Here is a 22,952-nt window from a genome sequence, read left to right as displayed (position 1 = left end):
TAGCTGATGATTCGGCTCACGCGGCTTAACGGAAAACAAATTACGGTCAATGCGCTATTGATCGAATCGCTCGAGGAAACGCCGGACACGATGATCACCTTAATTACCGGCAAAAAATTTATGGTTCTGGAGACGGTACCGGAAGTGACCGAAACCGTGCATCGCTTTTTCCAGTCCATCGGTCTCGTGAGTAGTACGTTAAAGAGCTTGAATTCGGAGGGGTCGTAGTTGTTTAAGAGTAAAATTTTTATTATGGTCGTCGCGATACTGATCGCAATTACGCTAATACTAACCGCGGCATTCGTCTTGTTAAATTACATGGACAAATCCAATCAAAATTTGCAGGAGCAAGCGCAAAACTCGGCACGCGAAGTAAAAACGCCGAAAAAACTGACGCCGGATCAAGTGAAAGAAAACACGACGGTCATGAAAGACATTTTGACCAATTTAGCCGGCAGCAGCAAATTCATTAAAGTGAGCATCGCATTTGAACTCGAAAACAAGAAGGCGAAAGACGAATTTGACAAGCTGGACACCAAAATGAAGGCGATCGTCGTTCAGACGCTGGCGGATATGACGCCTGAGCAGGTTTCGGGAAGCAAAGGCTTTGATAATTTGACTTCGACCCTTATGAATAAAATGAATCCGTTTCTCGCGCAAGGGAAGCTGAACCAAATTTTGGTCACAGACATCGTCATTCAATAATTGCAAGCATATAATGCGATACGAATAAAAGGAGGTGACGCTGATGGTAGATGTACTCTCGCAGAATGAAATCGATGCATTGCTCGCCGCCTTATCCTCTGGCGAGATGGATGCGGAGGAACTCAAAAAAGAGGAGACTAACAAGAAGGTCAGCACGTACAATTTTAAGCGAGCAGTACGCTTCTCCAAAGATCATATCCGGAGCTTGACTCGAATTCACGAGAACTTTGCCAGATATTTGACGACCTATTTCTCCGCTCAGCTTAGAACGTTTGTGCAGATCAATGTAGTCCAGGTCGAACAGCTGCCTTATGACGAGTTTATTCGTTCGATTCCCAAAATGACGATTCTTAATATTTTTGAAGCGGAACCGTTGGAAGGAAGAATGGTGCTGGAAGTACACCCGAACGTAGCATTCGCGATGCTTGATCGCTTGCTTGGGGGGGGCGGCACGTCGCCGCCTAAGATCAATACATTAACCGAGATCGAAACGATCGTGATGGAGCGTATTTTCAGCCGGGCTTTCGAAAGTTTGCAGGAGGCGTGGAGATCGGTCGTCGATTTATCGCCGCGACTCGAGGCGCTGGAGACGAATCCGCAATTCATTCAGATCGTTTCTCCAAACGAAACCATTGCATTGATATCGCTAAGCACCAAAATCGGCGATACGACGGGAATGATCAACCTGTGTATACCGCATGTCGTCATCGAACCGATTATGCCTAGATTGTCGGTGCATCACTGGTTCGTTTCGCAGAAGAAAACGAGCGTTCCGGAAGAAGTCACGGCGCTGCGCTCCAGACTTCATAAAGCGAAGCTGCCGATCATAGCGGAGCTCGGTTCTTCGCAAATCTCGGTTCGCGAGTTTTTGTCGCTTGCAACCGGCGATGTGATCACGCTGAACAAATCCGTGAATGAACCGCTGGATATACGGATCGGCGAAAAACTTAAGTTTTACGGCAGCCCGGGAACGACGAGAGGAAAGCTGGCTGTTCAAATTAGCGAGATTGTCAATGAAGGAGCAGAAGAAAATGACGAATAACAAAGATTATTTGTCTCAAGAGGAGATCGATGCCCTGCTGCGGCAGTCTTCCGAAAGCAGTTCCTCGGGGTCCGGCTTTACGCCGCATGTGGAAGACTACTTGTCTTCGCTCGAGCAAGATGCTCTGGGTGAAATCGGCAACATTACATTCGGGAGCGCGGCAACAGCATTATCGACGCTGCTGGGGAAAAAGGTCGATATTACTACGCCGAAAGTATCCATCATCGCGCGAACGGAGCTTGTCGAAGAATTTCCAAAGCCGCATGTAGCCGTTCACGTCAATTACGTAGACGGGTTTGACGGCATCAACCTGCTGGTCATCAAGACGCGAGACGCGCAAGTGATCGCCGATTTGATGATGGGTGGAGACGGGACCGGGCAAATTTCGGAGCTGTCGGAAATTCATATCAGCGCCGTTCAGGAAGCGATGAACCAGATGATGGGGTCTTCGGCCACATCGATGTCGACGATATTCAACCGATTCGTCAACATCTCGCCTCCCGGCATCGATATTTTGAACTTGGCGGAAGGCGAAGGAGCTTCGAACCTGCCGCAGGAAGAAGTATTCATCAAAATTTCGTTCAGGTTGACGATTGGAGATTTGATCGATTCTACCATTATGCAGCTGCTCCCCGTAACATTTGCCAAAGAAATGGTGTCCATTTTGATGGGTGACGGAGATGTCCAGGAAGACGTTGCGCCTGCCCAATCGACCAGTGCAAGCCAGGCAGAGGTGCAGCAGGCCAAACCATCCGCTCCTTCCGAGCCGCAGCATATGCCGGCGCAGGAACAGCAGCTGTATCAACAGCCGCCGTCGCAGCCGTTATACGAGCAGCCGATGCATCAACAACCGATGTATCAGCAGCCGATGTACCAACAACCCATGTACCAGCAACCGATGCAGCAGCCGATATATCAACAACCATTGTACCAGCAGCCTCCAGCGGCACAGCCGGCTACATACGGCGTTCCGGCTGGACGCAACGTCAATGTACAGCCGGCGCAATTCTCGAGTTTTACTCCGTCCAATATGTCGCCGGTGGAAGATTCGAACTTGAATCTGCTTCTGGATATTCCGCTGAAAGTGACGGTGGAGTTGGGACGTACGAACAAAGTGATCAAGGATATTTTGGAGCTTTCTTTAGGCTCCATCATTGAATTGGATAAGCTTGCCGGCGAGCCGGTTGATATTCTGGTGAACAACAAGCTGATCGCGAAAGGTGAAGTCGTCGTTATCGATGAAAACTTCGGGGTTCGTGTAACCGATATTGTGAATCAGTGGGATCGTATTCAAAAATTACAATAATAACGAAGCAACTGCTTAGGAGGAAAAATAACCCATGGCAAACCGGATTTTAATTGTAGACGACGCAGCTTTTATGAGAATGATGATTCGTGACATTTTGACGAAAAACGGTTATGAGGTTTGTGGTGAGGCAAATGACGGCGCGCAAGCGATCGAGAAATTTAAAGAACTTCGTCCCGATCTCATTACGATGGATATCACGATGCCCGAAATGGACGGTATTCATGCATTGAAGGAAATCAAGAAGATCGACGCCAACGCCAAGGTGATCATGTGTTCCGCAATGGGGCAGCAGGCGATGGTTATCGACGCGATCCAGGCCGGGGCAAAAGATTTTATCGTCAAGCCGTTTCAGGCGGATCGCGTAATCGAAGCGATTAAGAAAACACTCGGATAAATTCGAAACCGGCGCACCCGCAGAAGAGACACAGCCTGAAAGGAATGTGAACCTTGAAAAGACTCGCAGCCAAGCTGTCGGCAGCCGTTTTCATGTGGGTACAAACAGCAAAGGCTGCTGTTTGTTATGGGGAAGCGGGGACAGGCTCTCCGGACTTGGGTTTTGTGGATTCTCCGGACAATTTTACGGGGAACAGCTCAGCGGAACCATTCATGATGATTGTGAAAGTACTTTTTTTCCTTATTGTTATTATCGGAATTTTTTTCGTCATAGTGAAGATCTTGGCTAAAAAATCTACTTTTTTATCCGGCCGTTCCATTCGTTCCATTGGGGGACTACCGCTCGGTCAAAACAAATCGATTCAAGTCGTGGTCATCGGCAAATCGCTCTATATCGTAGGCGTCGGCGATAATATTCAGCTGCTTGAGAAAATTTCGGATGAAGAAGAAGCGGCGGCCCTTATAGAGATGATGACCCCGGGGACGTCTTATGCCGGACCTGCCTTCGAGACGATCGGAGGCTGGCTGGGTAAGTTTCGGAACAAACCTGCGGCAGAAGAGGAGCTCGAGATGACAGCGACGTTTCAACAGGTGTTTCAAACGAAATTGCAAGGGATGAAAGACCGCAAAGAACAAATGGACGAGTGGCTGCAGGAAGAGAAACAAACGGATCGGTTGAATGATAAATGATGAACCATCGCATTCGTTTTCTGCAACTGCTCTTCCTCATGATCTTATGGTTTGCGCTGCCGCTTCACGCGCAAGCCGCGGATCCGATTCCAGGCATCAATATCGATATCGGCACTTCGGACAGCCCCGAAGGCGCATCCAGTACGATCACGATTTTGCTTCTTGTGACCGTCCTCAGTATTGCACCGTCGGTCCTGATTTTGATGACAAGCTTCACAAGAATCGTGATCGTCCTTGGTTTTGTACGGACTTCGCTCGGTACGCAGCAAATGCCGCCTAACCAGATGTTGATCGGACTGGCCTTGTTCCTGACATTTTTCATTATGGCGCCGACGTTCGGAGAAATTAACGAAACGGCAGTTCAGCCTTATTTAAAAGGACAAATTCAGCAGATGGAGGCACTGGACAAAGCGTCTGTATCCATGAAGAAATTCATGTTTCAGCACACGCGGCAAAAGGATTTAAAGCTGTTCCTGGATTATTCCAAAGCGGCACCGCCCAGCGGAGTGGAAGATACGCCGCTGACGGCGCTTGTTCCGGCTTATGCGATCAGCGAGCTGAAGACCGCGTTTCAGATGGGCTTTATGATCTTTATCCCGTTTCTCGTCATCGATATGGTTGTGGCCAGCACGCTGATGGCGATGGGGATGATGATGCTCCCGCCTGTCATGATCTCGCTGCCATTTAAAGTGCTGCTGTTCATCCTCGTAGATGGCTGGTATTTGGTCGTACGGTCGCTATTGTTAAGCTTCAACACATAGATAGGCCGTCAGGGGGAGAAATGATTTGACTTCCGAATTTATTATCCGATTGGCCGGCGAGGCGGTATACACTACGTTGAAGGCAAGTGCGCCGATGATGGTGCTGGCGCTCGTCGTCGGTTTAATCATCAGCGTCTTCCAGGCCACAACGCAAATTCAGGAGCAGACGCTTGCTTTCGTACCGAAAATCGTCGTCGTTCTGCTTGCGCTGTTGATATTCGGACCATGGATTCTTACGACGCTGGTCGACTTTACCTATAACCTGTTGAATAATCTATACAAATACGTAGGTTAGGTAGTGGGTTAATGGATTGGCTGACGCAATATGTTCCAGGATTTCTGCTGTTTTTTTGTCGGATTGGCTCGTTTTTTATCATTTCACCTGTATTTTCGGCTCAAAACGTGCCGGGACCGTTTAAGATCGGGCTTGCGTTTTTCGTCTCGTTTATCGCTTATTTCGGGTTCGGGACAACCATGCCGGCCACGATGGATTCGCTCTATATTTTGGCGATTATACGGGAGCTGTTAGTCGGACTGTGCATCGGCTTTATCGCCTATATGTTTTTCATGGTCGTGCAGATTGCAGGGGCATTCATCGATATTCAGATGGGTTTTGGCATCGCAAACGTGATCGATCCGATGACGGGTGCGCAAAGCCCGATTATCGGAAACTTTAAATATGTCATCGCGCTGCTGCTGTTTCTGTCGTTTAACGGACATCACTATTTGCTCGAAGGCATTATGCGAAGTTACGAGTGGATTCCGCTTGACAACGAACTGTTCGTTAAAAATAACAGCGGGCAATTATGGACATTTATGGAGAAAACATTCTCGAGTGTGTTTTATTTAAGCTTCCAGCTCTCTGCGCCGATCGTCGTCGCTTTGTTTTTGACCGATCTGGGCCTCGGCTTGCTGGCGCGGGTCGCACCGCAATTTAATATTTTCGTGGTCGGAGTTCCGATCAAGATCATTGTCGGGTTTTTGTTGCTGCTTTTGCTGTTTCCCGGCTATGAATTGATTTTCAAAGATTTGTTCGCTTCGATGATCGATTCGATCGGGAAGTTTTTCGGATTGTTCAGAACGTAGAACGGAGGAACGGCTGTGTCGTCTTTTCGCTTACAACTTGATCTGCAGCTGTTTTCCGGTGAAAAAACGGAACCCGCCACGCCGAAGAAACGTCAAGAGGCCAGAAAAAAAGGTCAAGTGGCGAAAAGCATGGAACTGCCTGCGGCCTTCATCTTGTTTTTCTCTTTCCTATCGTTCTATTTGCTCGGCGGATTTATGAAAGAAAGGCTGGTAACGCTCTTTCAATCGATCTTTTACAATTTCTTGACGCTCCATATATCGATGAGTAACGTGATGGTGCTGTTCGAGAACGTTTCGGTGCAGATGCTATTGATTATGGGACCGATTTTTCTCATTTCCATCGTCATTGCAGTGCTCGGCAACTACTTGCAAATCGGATTTCTGATGACCGGCGATCCGCTGATGATGAAGTTCAGCAAGATCAATCCGCTGGAAGGCGCGAAGAAGCTGTTTTCATTAAGAGCGCTGGTCGATTTCCTGAAATCGGTATTGAAGATGACGATTATCGGCGTAGTCGTGTATCAGATGCTGTGGGGCGAGAAAGAACACATTATGCAGCTCGCGCGTCTGCCGCTTGAAGAAATAATGATTTATGCTTCGTCCGTTACGCTGCAGCTCGGAATCAAAATCGGCTTCATCCTGATTGTGATGGCGATTTTGGACTATATTTACCAGAAATACGAGCATGAAAAAAGCTTGAAGATGTCCAAACAGGACATTAAAGATGAATACAAGAAGTCGGAAGGGGACCCGCTCGTAAAAGGGAAAATCCGTGAGAAACAGCGACGGATGGCACTGCAGCGCATGATGGCGGAAGTGCCGAAAGCGGACGTGGTCATCACCAACCCGACGCACTTCGCCGTTGCCATCCAGTACGATGCCGGCAAAATGCAAGCCCCGACGGTCATTGCCAAAGGGACCGATTACATTGCGCTCAAAATAAAGCAGGTTGCCAAAGATAACGGCATTATAACGATGGAAAATAAACCGCTGGCCCGAGCCCTGTATGCTCAAGTAGAGATCGGCGAGTCGATTCCGGCTGACATGTTCCAGGCGGTGGCCGAGGTATTAGCATATGTGTACCAAGTGAAAGGCAAATAAAAATTCGTCAAGAAAGGGGGCATCGGCATGAAAGCGAAAGATTTGGTCGTGCTGATCGGTATTATCGGTATTGTGCTCATGATGGTCGTTCCGCTGCCGATTTGGCTGCTGGATGTCCTTTTGATCATCAATATATCGATTGCGCTCATGATTATTTTGGTCGGGATGAATACGCAGGACGCGCTGCAGTTTTCCATCTTTCCGTCGCTGCTGCTTATTACCACGTTGTTTCGCCTGGCACTTAACGTTTCAACGACAAGAAACATACTTGCCAATGCGGATGCCGGTAATGTGGTCAAAACCTTTGGTTCCTTCGTAGCCCAGGGCAACATCGTCGTCGGCTTTGTTGTCTTTATTATTCTGGTTTTGGTACAGTTTATCGTCATTACCAAAGGTTCTGAGCGCGTTGCCGAAGTGGCGGCAAGGTTTACGCTCGATGCGATGCCAGGTAAGCAGATGGCGATCGATGCCGACTTGAACGCGGGGCTCATCAACGAGCATCAAGCAAAAGAACGGCGGGAAAAAATCGCCCGGGAAGCGGATTTTTACGGTGCAATGGACGGTGCGAGCAAGTTCGTAAAAGGCGATGCGATCGCCGGTATCATCATGCTGCTCATTAATATTTTGGGCGGACTCGTGATCGGGATGGCGATGAAAGGCATGTCGCTAAGCGAAGCAGGGAAGCTTTATTCGATCCTTACGATCGGCGACGGGCTTGTCAGCCAAATCCCGGCGCTTCTCATTTCTACGGCCGCAGGCATCATCGTCACGAGAGCGGCATCCGAAGGGAATCTGGCATCGGATTTGACTTCGCAAATTTTCTTGTATCCGAAGCTGCTGTATATTGTGGCCGGTACGATTGCCGCCCTCGGCATATTTACGCCGATCCATTTTTACACGACGTTTCCGATTGCCGGTTTGTTGGTTTTTGCTTCTATTAAAATGCAGCAGACGATGGCCCGCAGGCAAGAGCAGGAAGTTCAGCTTGAGGAAGAACAGCAGATCGAAGAAGTGCGCAGCCCCGAGAGTGTCATCAGCCTGCTGCAGGTGGACCCGATCGAGTTCGAATTCGGTTACGGCCTCATACCCCTCGCGGATACGCAGCAGGGCGGCGATTTACTGGACCGCATCATTCTCATTCGCCGACAGTGCGCGCTAGAGCTGGGCATTGTCGTTCCGGTCATTCGGATTCGCGACAACATTCAGCTGCGGCCCAACGAATATGTGATCAAGATTAAAGGGAATACCGTTGCCCGCGGCGACTTGCTGCTCAATCATTACCTCGCCATGAGTCCAGGCATCGAAGATGAATCCGTTACGGGGATCGATACGATGGAACCGGCATTCGGCTTGCCTGCGCTATGGATTGACGAAGCGACGAAGGAACGGGCGGAGCTGTCGGGCTATACCGTGGTGGATCCGCCGTCGGTCGTGGCCACGCATTTGACCGAGGTCATCAAGAAGCATGCGCATGAGCTGCTCGGCCGTCAGGAAACGAAGTCGCTTATCGAGAATGTCAAAGAAAATTATCCGGCGCTCGTGGACGATCTTATCCCAAGCATTCTCTCGACCGGCGACGTACAGAAAGTGCTGGTCAAGCTGCTGAAGGAAAAAATTTCCGTTCGCGATCTCGTGACCATTTTGGAGACGCTGGCGGATTACGGAACATATACGAAAGATCCGGAAATATTGACCGAGTATGTCCGGCAGGCGCTCTCCCGGCAAATTACGCAGCAGTTCACGACCAGCGGCGACTCGCTTAAAGTTATTACCGTCGGTCCTACGCTGGAGAAAAAAATCGCCGAGTCGGTTCAACAGTCGGATCAGGGGAGTTACTTGGCGCTTGATCCTAGTTCCACACAGCTTATTTATCAGAAGATTACCGATCAGGTAACAAAGCTTTTGCAGGCGGGACAGCAGCCGGTTGTGCTGACTTCGCCGACAATCCGCATGTATTTGAGGCAGCTGATGGAACGGACCATGCAGGATATTCCGGTGTTGTCCTACAGCGAGCTGGAGCCGAATGTCGAAATCCAAAGCATGGGGGTTGTTAATATATGAGAGTGAAGCGGTATGTTGTAGACTCGATGCCGGATGCCCTTCAAAAAATAAGAACGGATTTGGGTAAAGACGCGGTCATCTTAAATACGAAAGAAATACGTTCGGGCGGATTTCTCGGATTATTCGCCAAAAAGAAAATCGAGGTGATCGCCGCAACGGATACCGCCGCCTCCGGAGGTGCGCCGGCGCCGATGAAACCGACGACCGCGCCTACCAAGCCGGCGACACCGGTCATGACGACCGCGCCGCAAACATCCAGACAAACGGCGGCATCGGCATACGGCATGCACCGTGAAGACAGAGCGGCGCTAGCTTTTCCGGAAGTGCCTGATGTTTTACCGCCGGCAACGACACCGATACCGACGCCAGCTCCGGTTATGGCGCATGCGGCTGCTCCTGCGGCGGAACAGCCTTTTTTGCGGCAGGCTGCCGTACCGGTAAAGACAGGCGCCGTTGCCGTAAAAGAACAAAGAAACGGAATGCCGCCGGGCAGAGAAGATTTGCTGCTTGAGGAAATCAAGCAAATGAAACAAATGATGCAGCGGCTGTCCGTTTCCCAAGCGGCGGAGCCTTCCGCAGACCCGGCGTTGATGCTGATCGAACGAAGATTGATCGATCAGGAAGTTGATCGGGACTATGTTGCGCACCTGTTGTCCGCTGCCGCGGAAGAAGCCCGATCGGAGGACGTGCCACTCACCGCCGAATTTGTAGTGCAATCGGTACGGCGCCAGCTGCTTGAGCTTCTGCAGCCGAGAGGGAAGAAAACGATCGCGCCGGACACGCGTGTCGCTCACTTTGTCGGTCCGACCGGCGTCGGGAAGACGACAACGATCGCCAAGCTCGCGGCCGAACAGGTGTTGAAGCATCGCCGCAAAGTCGGCTTCATTACGTCCGACACGTACCGTATCGCAGCCGTCGAGCAGCTCAAAACGTACGGCACGATTCTAAACGTGCCGCTGGAGGTCGTCTTCTCGCCGCTCGATTTGAATCAAGCGTTTGAGCGGCTCAAGGATTGCGATTTGATTTTCATGGATACGGCCGGAAGAAACTTTCGTAACGAAATGTACGTATCCGAGCTGAACGCGCTGCTGCAATCCGGCGGGAAGAGCGAGACGTTCCTTGTTCTAAGCATGACGACCAAATATAAAGATATGAGTGCCATTACGAACAATTTCAGCAATTTCAAGTTGGACAAAGTATTGTTCACGAAGATGGACGAGACCGAGTCTTATGGCGCTATCGTAAATTTGATTCGGGATTACGGCTTGCTAACCTCTTATGTCACCGACGGACAAAATGTACCGGATGACATTGTGGAGCTGAATGAAGAACAAATCATCGATTTGATTTTGGAGGATATCACCCATGAATGATCAGGCACAAGGACTTCGAAATCTGATCAGTAACCGAACTGCAGAGCCGCTCAAATCGACTAGGATCATCACCGTAACCAGCGGTAAGGGGGGAGTCGGCAAATCCAACTTTACGCTCAACTTTGCGCTGACGCTGCAAAAAAAAGGGTTCAAGGTACTCGTGTTTGATGCGGATATCGGGCTCGCCAACATCGATGTACTGATGGGCATGCCCACGAAATACAACTTGTACCATTTGTTAAAAAAAGAAAAGACGATATGGGAAATCGTTCAGAACGGTCCGGAAGGGTTGCAGTTTATCGCCGGAGGCTCCGGGTTTCAGGACCTGATTCGGTTGACCGAGGAACAGCTCGATTATTTCGCCGATCAAGTCGGCCAGTTAAACGGACATGTCGATTATATTATTTTCGATACGGGCGCAGGGCTTTCCAAGGAGACGCTGAAATTCATTTTGGCCGCGCAGGAAACGATCGTCGTCACGACACCGGAGCCGACCTCGATTACGGATGCCTATGCGATTATCAAGATGGTACATGCCATGGATCATCAAATTCCGTTTCGCCTCGTCGTCAACCGCGTAGCGGATCGGCGGGAAGGTAGGCAGACGGCCGAAAAAATCAGCATGGTCGCCAAACGGTTTTTGCAGCTGGATATTCCGACGCTCGGTTATGTTACGGATGACCGAAACGTATCCAAAGCGGTGAAAAAGCAAGTGCCTTTTACCATTGCATATCCATCCAGCGAAGCTTCGAGATCGATCGATGAGCTGACGGACGATTTCATTGCGAAACAGCTGCCGGACGAAACGCAAAACGGCGCGGTGAAAGGCTTCTTGAACAAAATGATGAAGTTTCTCAAACCATGAGTTCCGAACGCTAGCCGGAAATTTCAACAACAAAGAGGAGTGATTGCGATGCAGCCCTTTGACGTGCTGGTAGTGGACGACTCGGTGTTCATGAGGAAGATCATATTCGATCTCATTTCGGAAGATCCTGGCTTTCGGGTAGTGGGTACGGCTAAGAACGGCAAAGAAGGCGTTGAAATGGCGAAGCGGCTCAAGCCGCACGTCATGACGATGGATATCGAAATGCCGGAAATGAATGGACTGGATGCCCTGCGCGTCATTATGAAAGAACACCCGGTCCCTGTCATTATGCTCAGCAGCTTAACGCAGGAAGGAGCGCAAGAGACAATCAAAGCGCTGGAGCTTGGCGCTATCGATTTTGTCGGGAAGCCATCCGGTTCGATCTCGCTTGATCTTTACAAAGTGAAGCGGCTTCTTCTGGAAAAGCTTCATATTGCGGTCAAAACGAAAGTAAGCCATTTTACAAGTCCAGTCCCGACCGCTCCAAAGGTAATGCAAAAGCCGAAGTTGATGCCGAGAGGGAACGCGGAGACCCCCCGGCGGGATCGGCAAACGGGATTCGAACATTTGATCGCTATCGGCACGTCCACGGGCGGTCCGCGGGCGCTTCATCAAGTGCTCTCCGGTTTTCCGGAGCATTTTCCAGCGCCGGTGGTGATCGTACAGCATATGCCTCCCAATTTCACCAAATCGTTGTCGCAACGGTTGGACTCGATCTCCAATCTGCGGGTGGTGGAGGCTGAGAACGGCATGAGTCTTGAGGCGGGAACGGCTTATGTCGCTCCTGGGGGATACCATATGTGCATCGCTCGCAACGGGGCGCGTGCATACCGGATTCATTTGACCAAAGAAGATCCGCGCGGAGGCCATCGTCCTTCCGTCGATGTCATGTTCGAGTCGCTGCTTCCGCTTAAGGAGTTGAAGCGCCACGCCGTGCTGATGACCGGTATGGGCTCGGACGGAGCCAAAGGGATGCTGGCGCTGAAACAAGCCGGCGCCGTGACGACCATTGCCGAAGCGGAGAATACTTGTATCGTGTACGGGATGCCCCGGGCGGCCGTCGAATTGAAGTGCGTCACGCATATTTTGCCGCAGCATGAAATATGCGGTCATCTGGTACAAACCGTTATCCCTTCATCCTAGCAGCGCCGATGTTAAAGCCGGCATCCGCTGGGAGCTTGCAATTATGAATTCGATCTTCATCGAAAAGCTCCGGATACGGACTTTTCGCTAATCATACATACATGGCAACGATTATTGACGGAGGTGTGGGATATATGGAAATGAATCAATACCTGTCGATGTTCATAGATGAGTCCAGAGATCATCTGCAGGCGATGAACGAGCATCTGCTCGGGCTGGAGAACAGTCCGGAAGACATTGCCATCGTTCAAAATATTTTCCGTTCGGCGCATACGCTGAAAGGGATGTCCGCAACGATGGGCTTTGAGGATTTGGCTTCGCTAACGCATGAAATGGAAAATGTGCTTGACCTCGTACGCAATCATAAATTGGCAATGGATTCATTTATTTTCGACTGCTTGTTCAAAAGTTTGGATGCGCTTGAATCGATGGTCGAAGACATTATCCAAGGCGGTACCGGGCAGGCGGATGTCACCGAGATCGTCGCCGCGCTTAAGTCCGTCGTTTCCGGAGATTATGCGAAGGGCGGACAAGCGGCTGCAGGGAGTAAGGCATCGGCAGCCGGGTCCACTTCCAACAACGGAGCCGAGCTGGATGAATTTCAATTTTCGATTCTCAAGCAAACGATCGAAGCCGGTATGATGGCGTTGCGAATCGGCGTAACGGTGCGGGAAGATTGCGTATTGAAAGCCGCGCGCGCCTATATGGTATTCAATGTGCTGGAACAGAACGGAGAAGTCATCAAATCGAATCCTGCGGTAGAAGATATCGAGCAGGAAAAATTCGACCGGTTCTTCACCGTATACTACGTTTCGCATACCGACACAGCAGAGCTGGAAAAACAACTGTCAAGCGTCTCGGAAATCGATCAGGTAGAGATTACCGTTCTGGATGAGGCAAAGCTGAGCGAATTGACCAAGCCGGTCGTCGCGGAAGCGAAGCCGTCCGGTGCATCCGCGCTGCAATCGGGCAAATCGGATGGCGGCAAAGCGCCTGAAGCGAAGAAGCCTGCAGCTTCCGGGGGCGCGCCGGTATCGAACCGGACGATCCGCGTCGACATCGAGCGGCTCGATGCGCTGATGAACTTATTCAGCGAGCTGCTGATCGACCGGGTTCGCTTGGAGCAGCTTTCCAGCGAAATCCGCAGGAATGAACTGACGGAAACCGTGGAGCATATGGCGCGCGTCAGCAGCGATTTGCAGAACATTGTATTGAAACTGCGGATGGTTCCGATCGACACCGTATTTAACCGGTTCCCGAGAATGATTCGCGACGTAGCCAAATCATTGGATAAAAAAGTCGATTTGATTATTACCGGGGCCGACACGGAGCTGGACCGGACGGTCATCGATGAAATCGGAGATCCGCTCGTGCATCTTCTGCGCAATGCCGTCGACCACGGCGTCGAAAGGGCGGCAGAGCGGCTGAGTGCCGGCAAGCCCGAGACGGGGACGATCTATTTGCGCGCGTTTCACAGCGGCAATCACGTGTTTATCGAGATTGAGGAAGACGGCCGTGGAGTGAACCACGAGAAAGTGTTGAATAAAGCCATTCAGAACGGCGTTCTGACAAAAGAGCAGGCTTCCCGGATGACTGAGGCTGAAATCACGCAATTGATCTTCGCTTCGGGATTCAGCACGGCTGATAAAATATCGGATATTTCCGGTCGCGGCGTCGGTTTGGATGTCGTGAAGACGAAAATCGAAAGCTTGGGCGGACATGTGGAAGTGACTTCCAAATGGGGGAAAGGCTCCAAGTTTTCCGTTCAGCTTCCGCTGACGCTATCCATTATCTCCGCGATGCTGATTCGCCTGGCGGGAGAGAAATATGCGATTCCGCTGACGTCCATTGTGGAGACGATGGCGATTAGAAAAGATCAGCTTCGTACCGTTCACGGCAACGTGATGATAGAGTACCGCAATAGCGTCGTTCCGTTGATCCCGCTCGCCAAACTATTCGACGTGCCCGGCAGCGGAGAAGGAGCGCAGGAAGAAGATATTCAGATCGTCATTATACGCAAGGGGGACAAGGTTGCCGCATTGAAGGTTGATGAATTTATCGGGCAACAGGAAATCGTCCTGAAGTCGCTGGGCAAATATTTGACGGGGCTGTTTGCGATTTCCGGCGGCACCATATTGGGAGACGGACAAGTGGCGCTCATCATCGATACGAACGCCTTAATTAAATAGCTGCCTTAACCGGCGCATCGTACGATAACCTATAGGAGGCTAAACCATGGGACAAGAACTGAAAGTGATCGTGTTCGCTTTAGCGCATGAAGAATACGGGGTAGAGGTGGATAGCGTCAAAACGATTGAACGCATGCTGCCGATGACGCGCGTGCCGAAAACTCCCGCATTTGTGAAAGGTGTCATTAATTTACGCGGCGTCGTAACGCCGGTCATCGATTTGCGGGGACGGTTCAGCCTGCCCGAAACCGATTATACCGAAAATACCCGGGTCATTATTGTGGCCGTAGGCGACATCGAAGTAGGGCTCATCGTCGATTCCGCGAACGACGTGATCGACGTCGATACGGATACGATTGAAGATCCGCCGGAAATTGTCGGCGGCATTAAAGCCAAATATTTGCGAGGCATCGCCAAAGTAGGCGACAACCGCCTGCTCGTTTTACTTAATCTGCAGGAAGTGCTGAATAAGAGCGAAATCGTTCAATTAGAGCAAATTGAGGGGTAACATTTGTGGGAGATATGAACAATTTTGCCGAATTTCATCTGGACGTGCTGAAGGAAATCGGAAATATCGGCGCAGGCCATGCGGCCACCGCGCTGTCCAAGCTACTGGATAAACCGGTGGATATGCTCGTCCCCAGCGTGCGGATTGTTCCTTTTGAAGAAATTGCAGACAGCGTCGGCGGCGCGGAACAGGTCGTCATCGCCATCTTTCTTCGGGTCGAAGGCGATACGCCGGGTAATTTGTTCTTCATTCTGACGCTCGATTCATCCAAAAAACTGCTGCACAGCCTGGCAGGAATTGACGTCGCGGAAGGAGAAGAATACACCGAGCTGGAAATTTCTGCACTTAGCGAGATCGGCAACATTTTGGCCGGTTCCTACTTAACGTCGTTGGCGGATTTCACCCTTCTGCAAATGTCGCCCACCGTCCCGTCTTTAGCCATCGACATGGCGGGCGCGATATTGAGCTATGGGATATTGCAGTTCGGCCATATGGGGGATCAGGCGCTGTTGATCGATACCAAGTTTTTGGACGGACCGGATGAAATGAAGGGGCATTTTTTCCTCATTCCGGACCCGGAATCCATCGGAAAAATATTCGTCGCCCTCGGTGTGCAACCATGATTCAAGACAGCCTTATCAAAGTAGGGATGGCTGATTTGAATGTCGCGAGCATGACCGGAGTGCTCAAAACGACGGGATTAGGCTCCTGTGTCGGCGTCACCCTCTACGACGCTTATGCGAAAGTGGCCGGTATGGCGCATGTCATGCTCCCGAGCTCGGAGATCGCCAGAGAAGGAGCGGTCAATATTGCGAAATACGCGGATACCGCGATTCCCGAACTGATTCGCCTCATGGAAGCGCTCGGCGGGCAGACGCGGCGCATGGTAGCGAAGCTGGCAGGCGGAGCGCAAATGTTTGCCTTCGCCAATCAAAACGACACGATGCGTATCGGTCCCCGGAATGTGGAATCGTGCAAAGAACAGCTGCAGCGTTTTGCCATTGCCGTCAAAGGGGAAGATACGGGCGCAAACTACGGGCGAACCATTGAACTGGATTGCGCGACGGGCATTCTCGTGATACGCAGTGTACAACACGGAGTGAAGGAATTGTAAATGATGATCGGATCGATTCGATGGAATTTTATTGTGGGTGGCATCGCATTTTTTTTAACGTTTCTTTTATCCATAGGCAGCAACATTTGGTTGACGACGTTCCTTAGAAGTTTGTACAGTTTCCTGTTCCTGTTTGTTCTTGTCTTCGGATTCCGTTATTTGCTCGGCACATTCGCTGGATTAAACGGACTTTCTGTTCTTGATACAGAACCAGCGGATGAAGAAGGGAAAGGAACCTCTGTGGATGCGCTCACGCCGGACGAAGAAGAAGAGCTGCATCTTTTGCTGAAGCAGTCGATGAATTCGAACGGTTCTCCACAGAGTATGGAGTTTTCTCCTCTGAACCCGCCGAAGCTTTCTACCAAAGTGGATGCGGGACCGGAAGAGCTCGCGCAGGCCGTCCGACGAATGTCTGAAGATTAAGGGAGGTGTCGACTGGCATGATTGGACAAAAATCTCACTTATCGAATATGGATGTCTGGAAAGAGTGGCGCGAAGAAGGGAATCTTGCCTCGAAGAAGTCGCTGATCGAAACGTATTTACCGCTTGTCGATTACGTCTCGGGACGTCTTTCCATCGGACTGCCGAAGAACATTTCCAAGGAAGATTTGACCAGCTGCGGCGTAATGGGCTTAATCGATGCGATTGAAAAATTCGATTACCAGCGCGGACTTCAATTCGAAACGTACGCTTCCTGGCGCATTCGCGGCGCCATGATCGACAGTCTTCGCCAAGGCGACTGGGTGCCGCGATCCGTTCGGGAGAAGGCGAAGAAAATCGAAGATGCGTACCAGAAGCTGGAGCAGCAATATTTGCGCTCCGTTACCGACAGCGAGATCAGCGAATACCTCCTGATCAGCGAGAACGAGTTTCAGCAAATGGTGCAGGACATTGCGGTGACTACCGTTTGCTCGATCGACGAGCCTATCCGCGAGGAAGATTCGGAGACGCGGCTCTCCTTGCTGATCGACGAAAAAGCGAAAAACCCGGAATCGAAAGTGAACGAATTTTATTTGAAGGAAACGTTGGCCAAAGCCATTGATAAGTTGACGGAAAAAGAAAGAACCGTAGTCTCTCTCTTTTATTATGAAGAGTTATCCTTGAGTGAAATCGCCGAAGTCATGAATCTTTCACCATCCAGAATATCGCAGCTGCACTCCAAAGCGATTTTACGGTTAAGAGGATCTTTAAGCCGTTACAAGGGGCAGTTGTTTCATGACTAATGGAATGAAAGGCGGGGGATTAGATGAGCGATTTGGCGATGCCATTGAGCTACTATATGGACATCACGCTCTCGGACGACAAACTGAAAGCCTATTTGGAGTTTATGAATTGCGATCCATTGCTGCAGCTGACGAGAGAACAGCTTGACGGTTTTTTGAATTCGTATCATATTGTATCCGGTATCGATGAAGAAAAGCTGGAGGCGATCGCGAAAGATCCGAAACCGTTCTTTTTAACCCGGACGCTGATCGCAAGCGGTCAGCCGGCTAAAGATGGCGGAGACGGGTCAATTAAACTGCTGTATAATCTGGACGATCGTTCGAAAAAACCGGTGGAGCTTAGCGACGGTACGGTCGACTTTAAGGAAGTTACTTCCATCCACAATGTAAGTAAAGGCCAATTGATCGGAGAACGGACACTGGCCGCGAAAGGAATCCCAGGCCGCGCTGTCACAGGCGAACCGCTGTTTGCCAGAGACGGGAAGGAAGCGCACTTTAAGCTTGGGAAAAACGTCGTGACCGACCCGGAGCAAATGGCGCTTTATGCCGCCATTGACGGTATGGTAACGAAGACCGATCGAGATAAGATCAATGTGTTTCCGATCTACGAAGTGAATGGGGATGTCGATTATAAAATAGGAAATATTCAGTTCGTCGGCTCGGTTGTCATCCGCGGCAGCGTATTGACCGGGTTTAAGGTGAAGGCCGCCGGGGATATTCGCATCACGGGTAATGTCGACGGAGGCGAGCTTGAGGCGGGCGGTTCGATCGAGATCACCTCGGGTATACTCGGACATAACAAAAGCGTCATTCGCGCCGGCAAACGGGTGAAGTGCTCTTTCATTCAGGATGCTACCGTAGAGGCTGGGGAAGAGGTACTAGTGACGCAAAGCATCATGCATTCGCATATCCGTTCCGGCAAGAACGTCATATGCAAAGGGACGAAAGGCCTTATTGTCGGCGGCATGATTCAAGCGGGAGAATACGTTGCGAGCCGAACGATCGGCAACTCGATGTCCACGATCACCGTCATCGAAGTCGGCGTATTGCCCGAACTGCGCAATGAGCTGCAGCAGCTGCGGGTTACGCTCAAATCGCTTAGCGATAATATGGACAAAACCGAGAAAGCGCTCACCCTGCTTGATCAGTTGGCAGCGGCCGGGCAGCTCGGGCCCGACAAGGTGGCCATGCGCATTAAGCTGAATCATACGAAAAAGCAAGTCAATGAAGAGTTGACGGCATCCAAGGAACGGATGCTGGAAATCGAGAAGTCGCTCGAAGATTCCGATAAAGCGAAAGTGGAAGTCGTCTCGAACGTATACAGCGGAACCAAAATCGTGATCGGCCGATATACGAAATTTATTAAGGATACTTCGCCGCGCGTGAAATTTCAGTTGGTTGACGGCGATATCGCGATACTCCCTTATATATAACTCGTGCTGTCACCCGGCAGCGGGAAGGGATGTTGATGTATGAGCTTAAAACCGGTCGAATTGCAGTTTGTGATTCACAAAAATGATCAGGCGGGCTTAAAGCAGCATCAATTGATGCAGAAGCCGATACAGGATCAGGCGGTTTTATCGGACGCGGCAGACAAGAACACCGTGAAAGAACGACAGGTGAGCGGGAAGGCGGAAGAAGCGGATCGCGCTGCGGTCAAAGACGACGGAGCACGCCAGCAAGGGGGGCAGTCCCGCAAGCGCCGGACGCCGGAAGCGGCTTCCGGCGATAAGAAATCGCCCGCCGCAAGCGATCATCCATATAAAGGGCGCCACATCGATTTATCGCTCTAATTTGCAACGAAAAGGTGAAGCTTTGATGGATAAACCGTGGGTTTATATTGTATTGTTCGGGCTCCTTTTGATCGTTTATGCCAAAATCATGCCGAAGAACGGAACGCCGGCGGCAAAACGCGATGAACATATGCTTAGCGATGTCGAAGCGACGATGGATCATTTTGCGACGGAGCTGGAGGAACAAAATAAAGCGCTCATTCAAATGTTCGGCGATACGAAGAAGGAATATGAGCTTTATTCCGCGAAGCTTGCTTCGCGCGTTGAACTGCTTGAAAAGCAAAATGACCGTTTGCAAGGGGAGTTGAGCCGTATCGGCGTGTTTCAGGAGCAGCTCCAAAACCGCGACGGCATTCTCGAAGCGCAGCCGGAGGCAAGTTCGGCGAAACGGACGGAATCCGCCGGACAAGCCGCTTCGCTTCTCGCCGCCGCCATGTCCGAGCCCAGGGCAGAGGCAGCCGAGCCGGCTGATGTGCCGCTTAACATCAGGGATCGCTACCGCGAATTGCTGCAGCTGTACGAGCAAGGCAAGTCAACGGAATTCATAGCGAGGAAACTGCAAATGAACAAGGGCGAAATCAACCTGATTTTGCAGCTTGCCAAACAGGAGGAGCGGTCGCATGCGCAATAATAAATCGCTTCTTTACGGGCTTGGCACGGGCCTCATTATAGGTGCTATCCTACTTCAACTGATGAATGCGGCGTCTTCGGCGGGCCATACGATGCCCGTTTCGGCTGTCCCGAATGCAACGGCGATGGATTTGGATCAGAAGCAGATTAAGGAAGCGGCCTCCAAGTATTTTCAAGTCTTCGATAAAGCAGAGAAGCTGTACACCCAGCCGCAGCTGGATTCGTTCGTTCAGCAGAAGCTGAAGGAAGAGAAAGACAAGCGGGACGCACAACCGTCGGCTTCACCGAAGGAAACGTACATTTATATATCGAAAGGTCTCGTCTCCTACCAGGTTGCCGATGTGCTGTATCAGAGCGGCGTCATCGCAGACCGCAAGGCGTTTGAGGATGAGATGAACAAGAAGCAGTTGAACGATAAAATCGTCAGCGGCATTCATGCGTTTAAAGGGCCGCAGGAACTACAGCAAGTGATCGCTAAAATAACGGCGCAGTGAAGATCAGATCTTGATTCGGCGGGATCTGATCTTTGCTTTCCCGCTTATTCGACAAGGTATTGCATCCCTATGTCAGTTATGATATATTAATTGTCGGTGTTAAAAACCACACGCGAATCAATTCCGGTAAGGGTGCTCCCGGCGGGAGTCTTACTGCGAAGATGCGATTGGCGGAGGAAACCAAAAACCAAATTAGAGGAGGTGCGTGAGGATGGCAGTTATCTCCATGAAGCAGCTGCTTGAAGCTGGGGTGCACTTCGGTCATCAGACCCGTCGTTGGAACCCGAAAATGGATCGATACATCTTCACCGAAAGAAACGGAATTTACATTATTGACCTGCAAAAGACGGTTAAAAAAGTTGAGGAAGCTTATAACTTCGTCAAGTCGATTGCAGAAGAAAACGGCACGATCCTGTTCGTAGGTACAAAAAAGCAAGCGCAAGATTCCGTTAAGGAAGAAGCTGAGCGCTGCGGCATGTACTACATCAACCAACGTTGGCTCGGCGGTACGCTGACCAACTTCCAAACGATCCAAAAGCGTATTGATCGTTTGCATGAGCTGGAAAGATGGGAAGAGGACGGCACTTTCGACGTGCTGCCGAAGAAAGAAGTTATCATCCTTCGCAAAGAAAAAGATCGCCTTGAGAAATTCCTCGGCGGTATCTCTCATATGAAAGGTTTGCCTAGCGCGTTGTTCGTCATCGACCCGCGCAAAGAGCGCATCGCTGTTGCGGAAGCTCGCAAGCTGGGTATTCCAATCGTAGGTATTGTTGATACGAACTGCGATCCGGACGAAATCGACTATGTCATTCCGGGTAACGACGACGCGATCCGCGCGGTGAAGCTGCTTACAGCAAAAATTGCCGATGCTGTTATCGAATCGCAGCAAGGTGAGCAAACTACAGCTTAAGCTAACTAATACAAGAAAGGGTGGTTCAAAGGTGCAAAATCCTTTCACCGCCCTTTTTTTAGGGTACATACCATTTTAGAGGAGGCCACATCATGGCAGTAAGTGCGGCAGCAGTAAAAGAATTGCGCGAAAAAACAGGAGCAGGCATGCTTGATTGCAAAAAAGCATTGGAAGAAGCGAACGGCGATCTGACCAAGGCATCCGAGATTTTGCGCGAAAAAGGCTTGGCGGCAGCGGCGAAAAAAGAAGGCCGGGTTGCTACCGAAGGCTTGATCGAGTCCTATATTCACGCCGGCGGCCGGATCGGCGTATTGGTTGAAGTCAACAGCGAAACTGACTTTGTTGCCAAGAACGAACAGTTCAGAGAGTTCGTACGCGATGTCGCTCTCCAAATCGCAGCAGCTAATCCAAAATATATTCGCCGTGACGAAGTTCCTCAAGAGGCGCTGGACAAAGAGCGCGAAATTTTGACGAACCAAGCGCTTAACGAAGGCAAACCGGAAAAAATCGTTGAGAAAATCGTGGAAGGCCGTCTGAGCAAGTTTTATGAAGAGTACTGCTTGCTTGAGCAGCCGTTTATTAAAGATCCGGACAAAACGATGGAGCAATTGTTGAAAGAGAAAATTTCTACCATCGGCGAAAACTTGTCGATTCGTCGTTTCGTTCGTTACGAGCTCGGCGAAGGTCTGGAGAAGAAACAAGAAAACTTTGCTGAAGAAGTTATGTCTCAAGTGAAGCTGTAAGCCGAACCATTAAATAGTTACACTACTGCGGGAACACCTTAGTGTTCCTTCTTTTTTAAGCTTTCGGGTTGATCGAAATGGAGGTATGAAGGTTGGAACGTCCGAGATTTAAAAGAGTCGTGCTGAAATTAAGCGGTGAAGCATTGGCCGGACAGCAAGGGTACGGGATTGACGCGGAAATGATCTCTACGGTCGCCCAACAGGTGAAAGAAGTCGTAGATCTGAACGTAGAGGTAGCCATCGTCGTAGGCGGCGGCAATATTTGGCGCGGCATCGCCGGCAGTGCCAAAGGGATCGACCGTGCGACCGCCGATTACATGGGGATGCTGGCAACGGTTATGAACTCACTGGCGCTTCAAGACGCGCTGGAGTCGATCGACGTACCGACACGCGTGCAAACATCGATTACAATGCAGCAGGTTGCGGAGCCTTACATCCGCAGAAGAGCGATCCGACATTTGGAGAAAGGCCGGGTTGTTATTTTTGCGGCGGGGACGGGCAATCCGTATTTCTCTACTGACACGACCGCGGCGCTTCGAGCGGCGGAGATCGAGGCGGAGGTCATCCTAATGGCCAAAAATAAAGTAGACGGCGTTTATACCGCCGATCCGTTCAAAGATCCTTCCGCGCAAAAGTTCGAAACGTTGACATACCTCGAAGTATTGAACAAAAACTTGGGTGTGATGGATTCGACCGCATCCTCCTTATGTATGGATAACAACATTCCGCTGATCGTATTCTCCATCACTGAAAGCGGCAATATTAAGCGTGTGGTGCTTGGTGAAAAGATCGGCACGATCGTAAAAGGGAGCGTGTAAA

Annotated in this window: 27 protein-coding genes; all 27 read left to right on the top strand. The window is 50.5% G+C overall.

The genetic code is table 11. The annotated features are described in order from the left end of the window. Positions 1 to 6: 6 nt before the first annotated feature. The 27 genes from ACFQI7_RS04305 (at position 7) to pyrH (ending at position 22,951) form a co-directional block, all read left to right on the top strand. Positions 7 to 228: a flagellar FlbD family protein gene (locus tag ACFQI7_RS04305; RefSeq protein ID WP_218097314.1), complete on the top strand. Its 222-nt coding sequence runs from the start codon at positions 7 to 9 to the stop codon at positions 226 to 228. Beyond that, on the top strand, positions 229 to 705 hold the full coding sequence (locus tag ACFQI7_RS04300; RefSeq protein ID WP_230414638.1) for a flagellar basal body-associated FliL family protein: 477 nt from the start codon (positions 229 to 231) through the stop codon (positions 703 to 705). Positions 706 to 748: 43 nt separating this feature from the next. Beyond that, a complete protein-coding gene (gene fliM / locus ACFQI7_RS04295; protein WP_218097315.1) occupies positions 749 to 1,747 on the top strand; it encodes a flagellar motor switch protein FliM in 999 nt (332 codons plus the stop codon). Then, positions 1,737 to 3,053, top strand: a complete 1,317-nt coding sequence (fliY, locus tag ACFQI7_RS04290) for a flagellar motor switch phosphatase FliY (RefSeq protein ID WP_218097316.1) — start codon at positions 1,737 to 1,739, stop codon at positions 3,051 to 3,053. The genes fliM and fliY overlap by 11 nt, the downstream gene beginning before the upstream one ends. Positions 3,054 to 3,087: 34 nt before the next feature. Next, positions 3,088 to 3,450, top strand: coding sequence for a response regulator (locus ACFQI7_RS04285; RefSeq protein ID WP_218097317.1), 363 nt, complete (start codon positions 3,088 to 3,090; stop codon positions 3,448 to 3,450). Positions 3,451 to 3,503: 53 nt separating this feature from the next. Beyond that, on the top strand, positions 3,504 to 4,139 hold the full coding sequence (locus tag ACFQI7_RS04280) for a flagellar biosynthetic protein FliO (protein ID WP_230414639.1): 636 nt from the start codon (positions 3,504 to 3,506) through the stop codon (positions 4,137 to 4,139). Positions 4,140 to 4,177: 38 nt separating this feature from the next. After that, a complete protein-coding gene (gene fliP / locus ACFQI7_RS04275; RefSeq protein WP_377516746.1) occupies positions 4,178 to 4,900 on the top strand; it encodes a flagellar type III secretion system pore protein FliP in 723 nt (240 codons plus the stop codon). A 25-nt stretch (positions 4,901 to 4,925) separates the two neighbouring features. Further along, the gene (gene fliQ, locus ACFQI7_RS04270; protein WP_218097318.1) at positions 4,926 to 5,195 is read left to right on the top strand and encodes a flagellar biosynthesis protein FliQ; all 270 of its coding nucleotides are present in this window, start codon (positions 4,926 to 4,928) and stop codon (positions 5,193 to 5,195) included. 11 nt (positions 5,196 to 5,206) lie between these two features. Continuing rightward, entirely contained in the window at positions 5,207 to 5,986 is a 780-nt protein-coding gene (fliR, locus tag ACFQI7_RS04265) for a flagellar biosynthetic protein FliR (RefSeq protein ID WP_218097319.1), read from the top strand. A 15-nt stretch (positions 5,987 to 6,001) separates the two neighbouring features. Beyond that, positions 6,002 to 7,087: a flagellar biosynthesis protein FlhB gene (gene flhB, locus ACFQI7_RS04260; protein ID WP_218097320.1), complete on the top strand. Its 1,086-nt coding sequence runs from the start codon at positions 6,002 to 6,004 to the stop codon at positions 7,085 to 7,087. A gap of 27 nt (positions 7,088 to 7,114) precedes the next feature. Next, positions 7,115 to 9,148, top strand: a complete 2,034-nt coding sequence (gene flhA / locus ACFQI7_RS04255) for a flagellar biosynthesis protein FlhA (RefSeq protein ID WP_218097321.1) — start codon at positions 7,115 to 7,117, stop codon at positions 9,146 to 9,148. Further along, positions 9,145 to 10,521, top strand: a complete 1,377-nt coding sequence (gene flhF, locus ACFQI7_RS04250) for a flagellar biosynthesis protein FlhF (protein ID WP_218097322.1) — start codon at positions 9,145 to 9,147, stop codon at positions 10,519 to 10,521. Before flhA ends, flhF begins: the two co-directional genes overlap by 4 nt. Beyond that, positions 10,514 to 11,386, top strand: coding sequence for a MinD/ParA family protein (locus tag ACFQI7_RS04245; protein WP_218097323.1), 873 nt, complete (start codon positions 10,514 to 10,516; stop codon positions 11,384 to 11,386). Before flhF ends, ACFQI7_RS04245 begins: the two co-directional genes overlap by 8 nt. A 48-nt stretch (positions 11,387 to 11,434) precedes the next feature. Next, entirely contained in the window at positions 11,435 to 12,529 is a 1,095-nt protein-coding gene (locus ACFQI7_RS04240; RefSeq protein WP_218097324.1) for a protein-glutamate methylesterase/protein-glutamine glutaminase, read from the top strand. A gap of 134 nt (positions 12,530 to 12,663) precedes the next feature. Beyond that, positions 12,664 to 14,718 (top strand): chemotaxis protein CheA, encoded by a 2,055-nt coding sequence (locus ACFQI7_RS04235; protein ID WP_218097325.1) that lies wholly within the window; start codon positions 12,664 to 12,666, stop codon positions 14,716 to 14,718. 46 nt (positions 14,719 to 14,764) lie between these two features. Further along, positions 14,765 to 15,226: a chemotaxis protein CheW gene (locus tag ACFQI7_RS04230; protein ID WP_218097326.1), complete on the top strand. Its 462-nt coding sequence runs from the start codon at positions 14,765 to 14,767 to the stop codon at positions 15,224 to 15,226. Positions 15,227 to 15,240: 14 nt separating this feature from the next. Next, on the top strand, positions 15,241 to 15,849 hold the full coding sequence (locus tag ACFQI7_RS04225) for a chemotaxis protein CheC (protein WP_218097526.1): 609 nt from the start codon (positions 15,241 to 15,243) through the stop codon (positions 15,847 to 15,849). Next, positions 15,846 to 16,340 carry a chemotaxis protein CheD gene (locus ACFQI7_RS04220; RefSeq protein ID WP_218097327.1) on the top strand — a complete coding sequence of 165 codons (495 nt, stop codon included), beginning with the start codon at positions 15,846 to 15,848 and terminating at the stop codon, positions 16,338 to 16,340. Before ACFQI7_RS04225 ends, ACFQI7_RS04220 begins: the two co-directional genes overlap by 4 nt. Continuing rightward, entirely contained in the window at positions 16,341 to 16,763 is a 423-nt protein-coding gene (locus ACFQI7_RS04215) for a hypothetical protein (protein ID WP_230414640.1), read from the top strand. A 17-nt stretch (positions 16,764 to 16,780) separates the two neighbouring features. Further along, positions 16,781 to 17,563 (top strand): FliA/WhiG family RNA polymerase sigma factor, encoded by a 783-nt coding sequence (locus tag ACFQI7_RS04210; protein WP_218097328.1) that lies wholly within the window; start codon positions 16,781 to 16,783, stop codon positions 17,561 to 17,563. A gap of 23 nt (positions 17,564 to 17,586) precedes the next feature. Continuing rightward, entirely contained in the window at positions 17,587 to 18,996 is a 1,410-nt protein-coding gene (locus ACFQI7_RS04205) for a DUF342 domain-containing protein (protein WP_218097329.1), read from the top strand. A gap of 39 nt (positions 18,997 to 19,035) precedes the next feature. Continuing rightward, entirely contained in the window at positions 19,036 to 19,356 is a 321-nt protein-coding gene (locus ACFQI7_RS04200; RefSeq protein ID WP_218097330.1) for a hypothetical protein, read from the top strand. Positions 19,357 to 19,381: 25 nt separating this feature from the next. Further along, complete coding sequence (locus tag ACFQI7_RS04195) at positions 19,382 to 19,987, top strand: DUF6115 domain-containing protein (RefSeq protein WP_218097331.1); 606 nt, start codon at positions 19,382 to 19,384, stop codon at positions 19,985 to 19,987. Continuing rightward, positions 19,977 to 20,480, top strand: a complete 504-nt coding sequence (locus tag ACFQI7_RS04190; RefSeq protein ID WP_218097332.1) for an endolytic transglycosylase MltG — start codon at positions 19,977 to 19,979, stop codon at positions 20,478 to 20,480. Before ACFQI7_RS04195 ends, ACFQI7_RS04190 begins: the two co-directional genes overlap by 11 nt. Positions 20,481 to 20,691: 211 nt before the next feature. After that, the gene (gene rpsB, locus ACFQI7_RS04185) at positions 20,692 to 21,390 is read left to right on the top strand and encodes a 30S ribosomal protein S2 (protein ID WP_218090373.1); all 699 of its coding nucleotides are present in this window, start codon (positions 20,692 to 20,694) and stop codon (positions 21,388 to 21,390) included. Between the two features lie 92 nt (positions 21,391 to 21,482). Continuing rightward, positions 21,483 to 22,133: a translation elongation factor Ts gene (tsf, locus tag ACFQI7_RS04180; RefSeq protein ID WP_218097333.1), complete on the top strand. Its 651-nt coding sequence runs from the start codon at positions 21,483 to 21,485 to the stop codon at positions 22,131 to 22,133. 92 nt (positions 22,134 to 22,225) lie between these two features. Further along, positions 22,226 to 22,951: a UMP kinase gene (gene pyrH / locus ACFQI7_RS04175; protein WP_218090371.1), complete on the top strand. Its 726-nt coding sequence runs from the start codon at positions 22,226 to 22,228 to the stop codon at positions 22,949 to 22,951. The last annotated feature ends 1 nt before the right edge of the window (position 22,952 follow it).

The organism is Paenibacillus allorhizosphaerae (assembly GCF_042659105.1).
In the GTDB taxonomy this organism is placed as follows: domain Bacteria; phylum Bacillota; class Bacilli; order Paenibacillales; family NBRC-103111; genus Paenibacillus_G; species Paenibacillus_G allorhizosphaerae.
The sequence above is the reverse complement of the archived record's forward strand: the minus strand, read 5'-3'. Positions and strand labels throughout refer to the sequence as shown.

Excerpts from the sequence above, each read along its gene's own strand:
- ACFQI7_RS04305 (WP_218097314.1), top strand. The coding sequence starts at position 7 with ATGATTCGGCTCACGCGGCTTAACGGAAAACAAATTACGGTCAATGCG.
- fliM (WP_218097315.1), top strand. The coding sequence starts at position 749 with ATGGTAGATGTACTCTCGCAGAATGAAATCGATGCATTGCTCGCCGCC.
- fliY (WP_218097316.1), top strand. The coding sequence starts at position 1,737 with ATGACGAATAACAAAGATTATTTGTCTCAAGAGGAGATCGATGCCCTG.
- ACFQI7_RS04285 (WP_218097317.1), top strand. The coding sequence starts at position 3,088 with ATGGCAAACCGGATTTTAATTGTAGACGACGCAGCTTTTATGAGAATG.
- fliP (WP_377516746.1), top strand. The coding sequence starts at position 4,178 with ATGATCTTATGGTTTGCGCTGCCGCTTCACGCGCAAGCCGCGGATCCG.
- fliR (WP_218097319.1), top strand. The coding sequence starts at position 5,207 with ATGGATTGGCTGACGCAATATGTTCCAGGATTTCTGCTGTTTTTTTGT.
- flhA (WP_218097321.1), top strand. The coding sequence starts at position 7,115 with ATGAAAGCGAAAGATTTGGTCGTGCTGATCGGTATTATCGGTATTGTG.
- flhF (WP_218097322.1), top strand. The coding sequence starts at position 9,145 with ATGAGAGTGAAGCGGTATGTTGTAGACTCGATGCCGGATGCCCTTCAA.
- ACFQI7_RS04245 (WP_218097323.1), top strand. The coding sequence starts at position 10,514 with ATGAATGATCAGGCACAAGGACTTCGAAATCTGATCAGTAACCGAACT.
- ACFQI7_RS04240 (WP_218097324.1), top strand. The coding sequence starts at position 11,435 with ATGCAGCCCTTTGACGTGCTGGTAGTGGACGACTCGGTGTTCATGAGG.
- ACFQI7_RS04235 (WP_218097325.1), top strand. The coding sequence starts at position 12,664 with ATGGAAATGAATCAATACCTGTCGATGTTCATAGATGAGTCCAGAGAT.
- ACFQI7_RS04230 (WP_218097326.1), top strand. The coding sequence starts at position 14,765 with ATGGGACAAGAACTGAAAGTGATCGTGTTCGCTTTAGCGCATGAAGAA.
- ACFQI7_RS04225 (WP_218097526.1), top strand. The coding sequence starts at position 15,241 with ATGAACAATTTTGCCGAATTTCATCTGGACGTGCTGAAGGAAATCGGA.
- ACFQI7_RS04220 (WP_218097327.1), top strand. The coding sequence starts at position 15,846 with ATGATTCAAGACAGCCTTATCAAAGTAGGGATGGCTGATTTGAATGTC.
- ACFQI7_RS04215 (WP_230414640.1), top strand. The coding sequence starts at position 16,341 with ATGATGATCGGATCGATTCGATGGAATTTTATTGTGGGTGGCATCGCA.
- ACFQI7_RS04210 (WP_218097328.1), top strand. The coding sequence starts at position 16,781 with ATGATTGGACAAAAATCTCACTTATCGAATATGGATGTCTGGAAAGAG.
- ACFQI7_RS04205 (WP_218097329.1), top strand. The coding sequence starts at position 17,587 with ATGAGCGATTTGGCGATGCCATTGAGCTACTATATGGACATCACGCTC.
- ACFQI7_RS04200 (WP_218097330.1), top strand. The coding sequence starts at position 19,036 with ATGAGCTTAAAACCGGTCGAATTGCAGTTTGTGATTCACAAAAATGAT.
- ACFQI7_RS04195 (WP_218097331.1), top strand. The coding sequence starts at position 19,382 with ATGGATAAACCGTGGGTTTATATTGTATTGTTCGGGCTCCTTTTGATC.
- ACFQI7_RS04190 (WP_218097332.1), top strand. The coding sequence starts at position 19,977 with ATGCGCAATAATAAATCGCTTCTTTACGGGCTTGGCACGGGCCTCATT.
- rpsB (WP_218090373.1), top strand. The coding sequence starts at position 20,692 with ATGGCAGTTATCTCCATGAAGCAGCTGCTTGAAGCTGGGGTGCACTTC.
- tsf (WP_218097333.1), top strand. The coding sequence starts at position 21,483 with ATGGCAGTAAGTGCGGCAGCAGTAAAAGAATTGCGCGAAAAAACAGGA.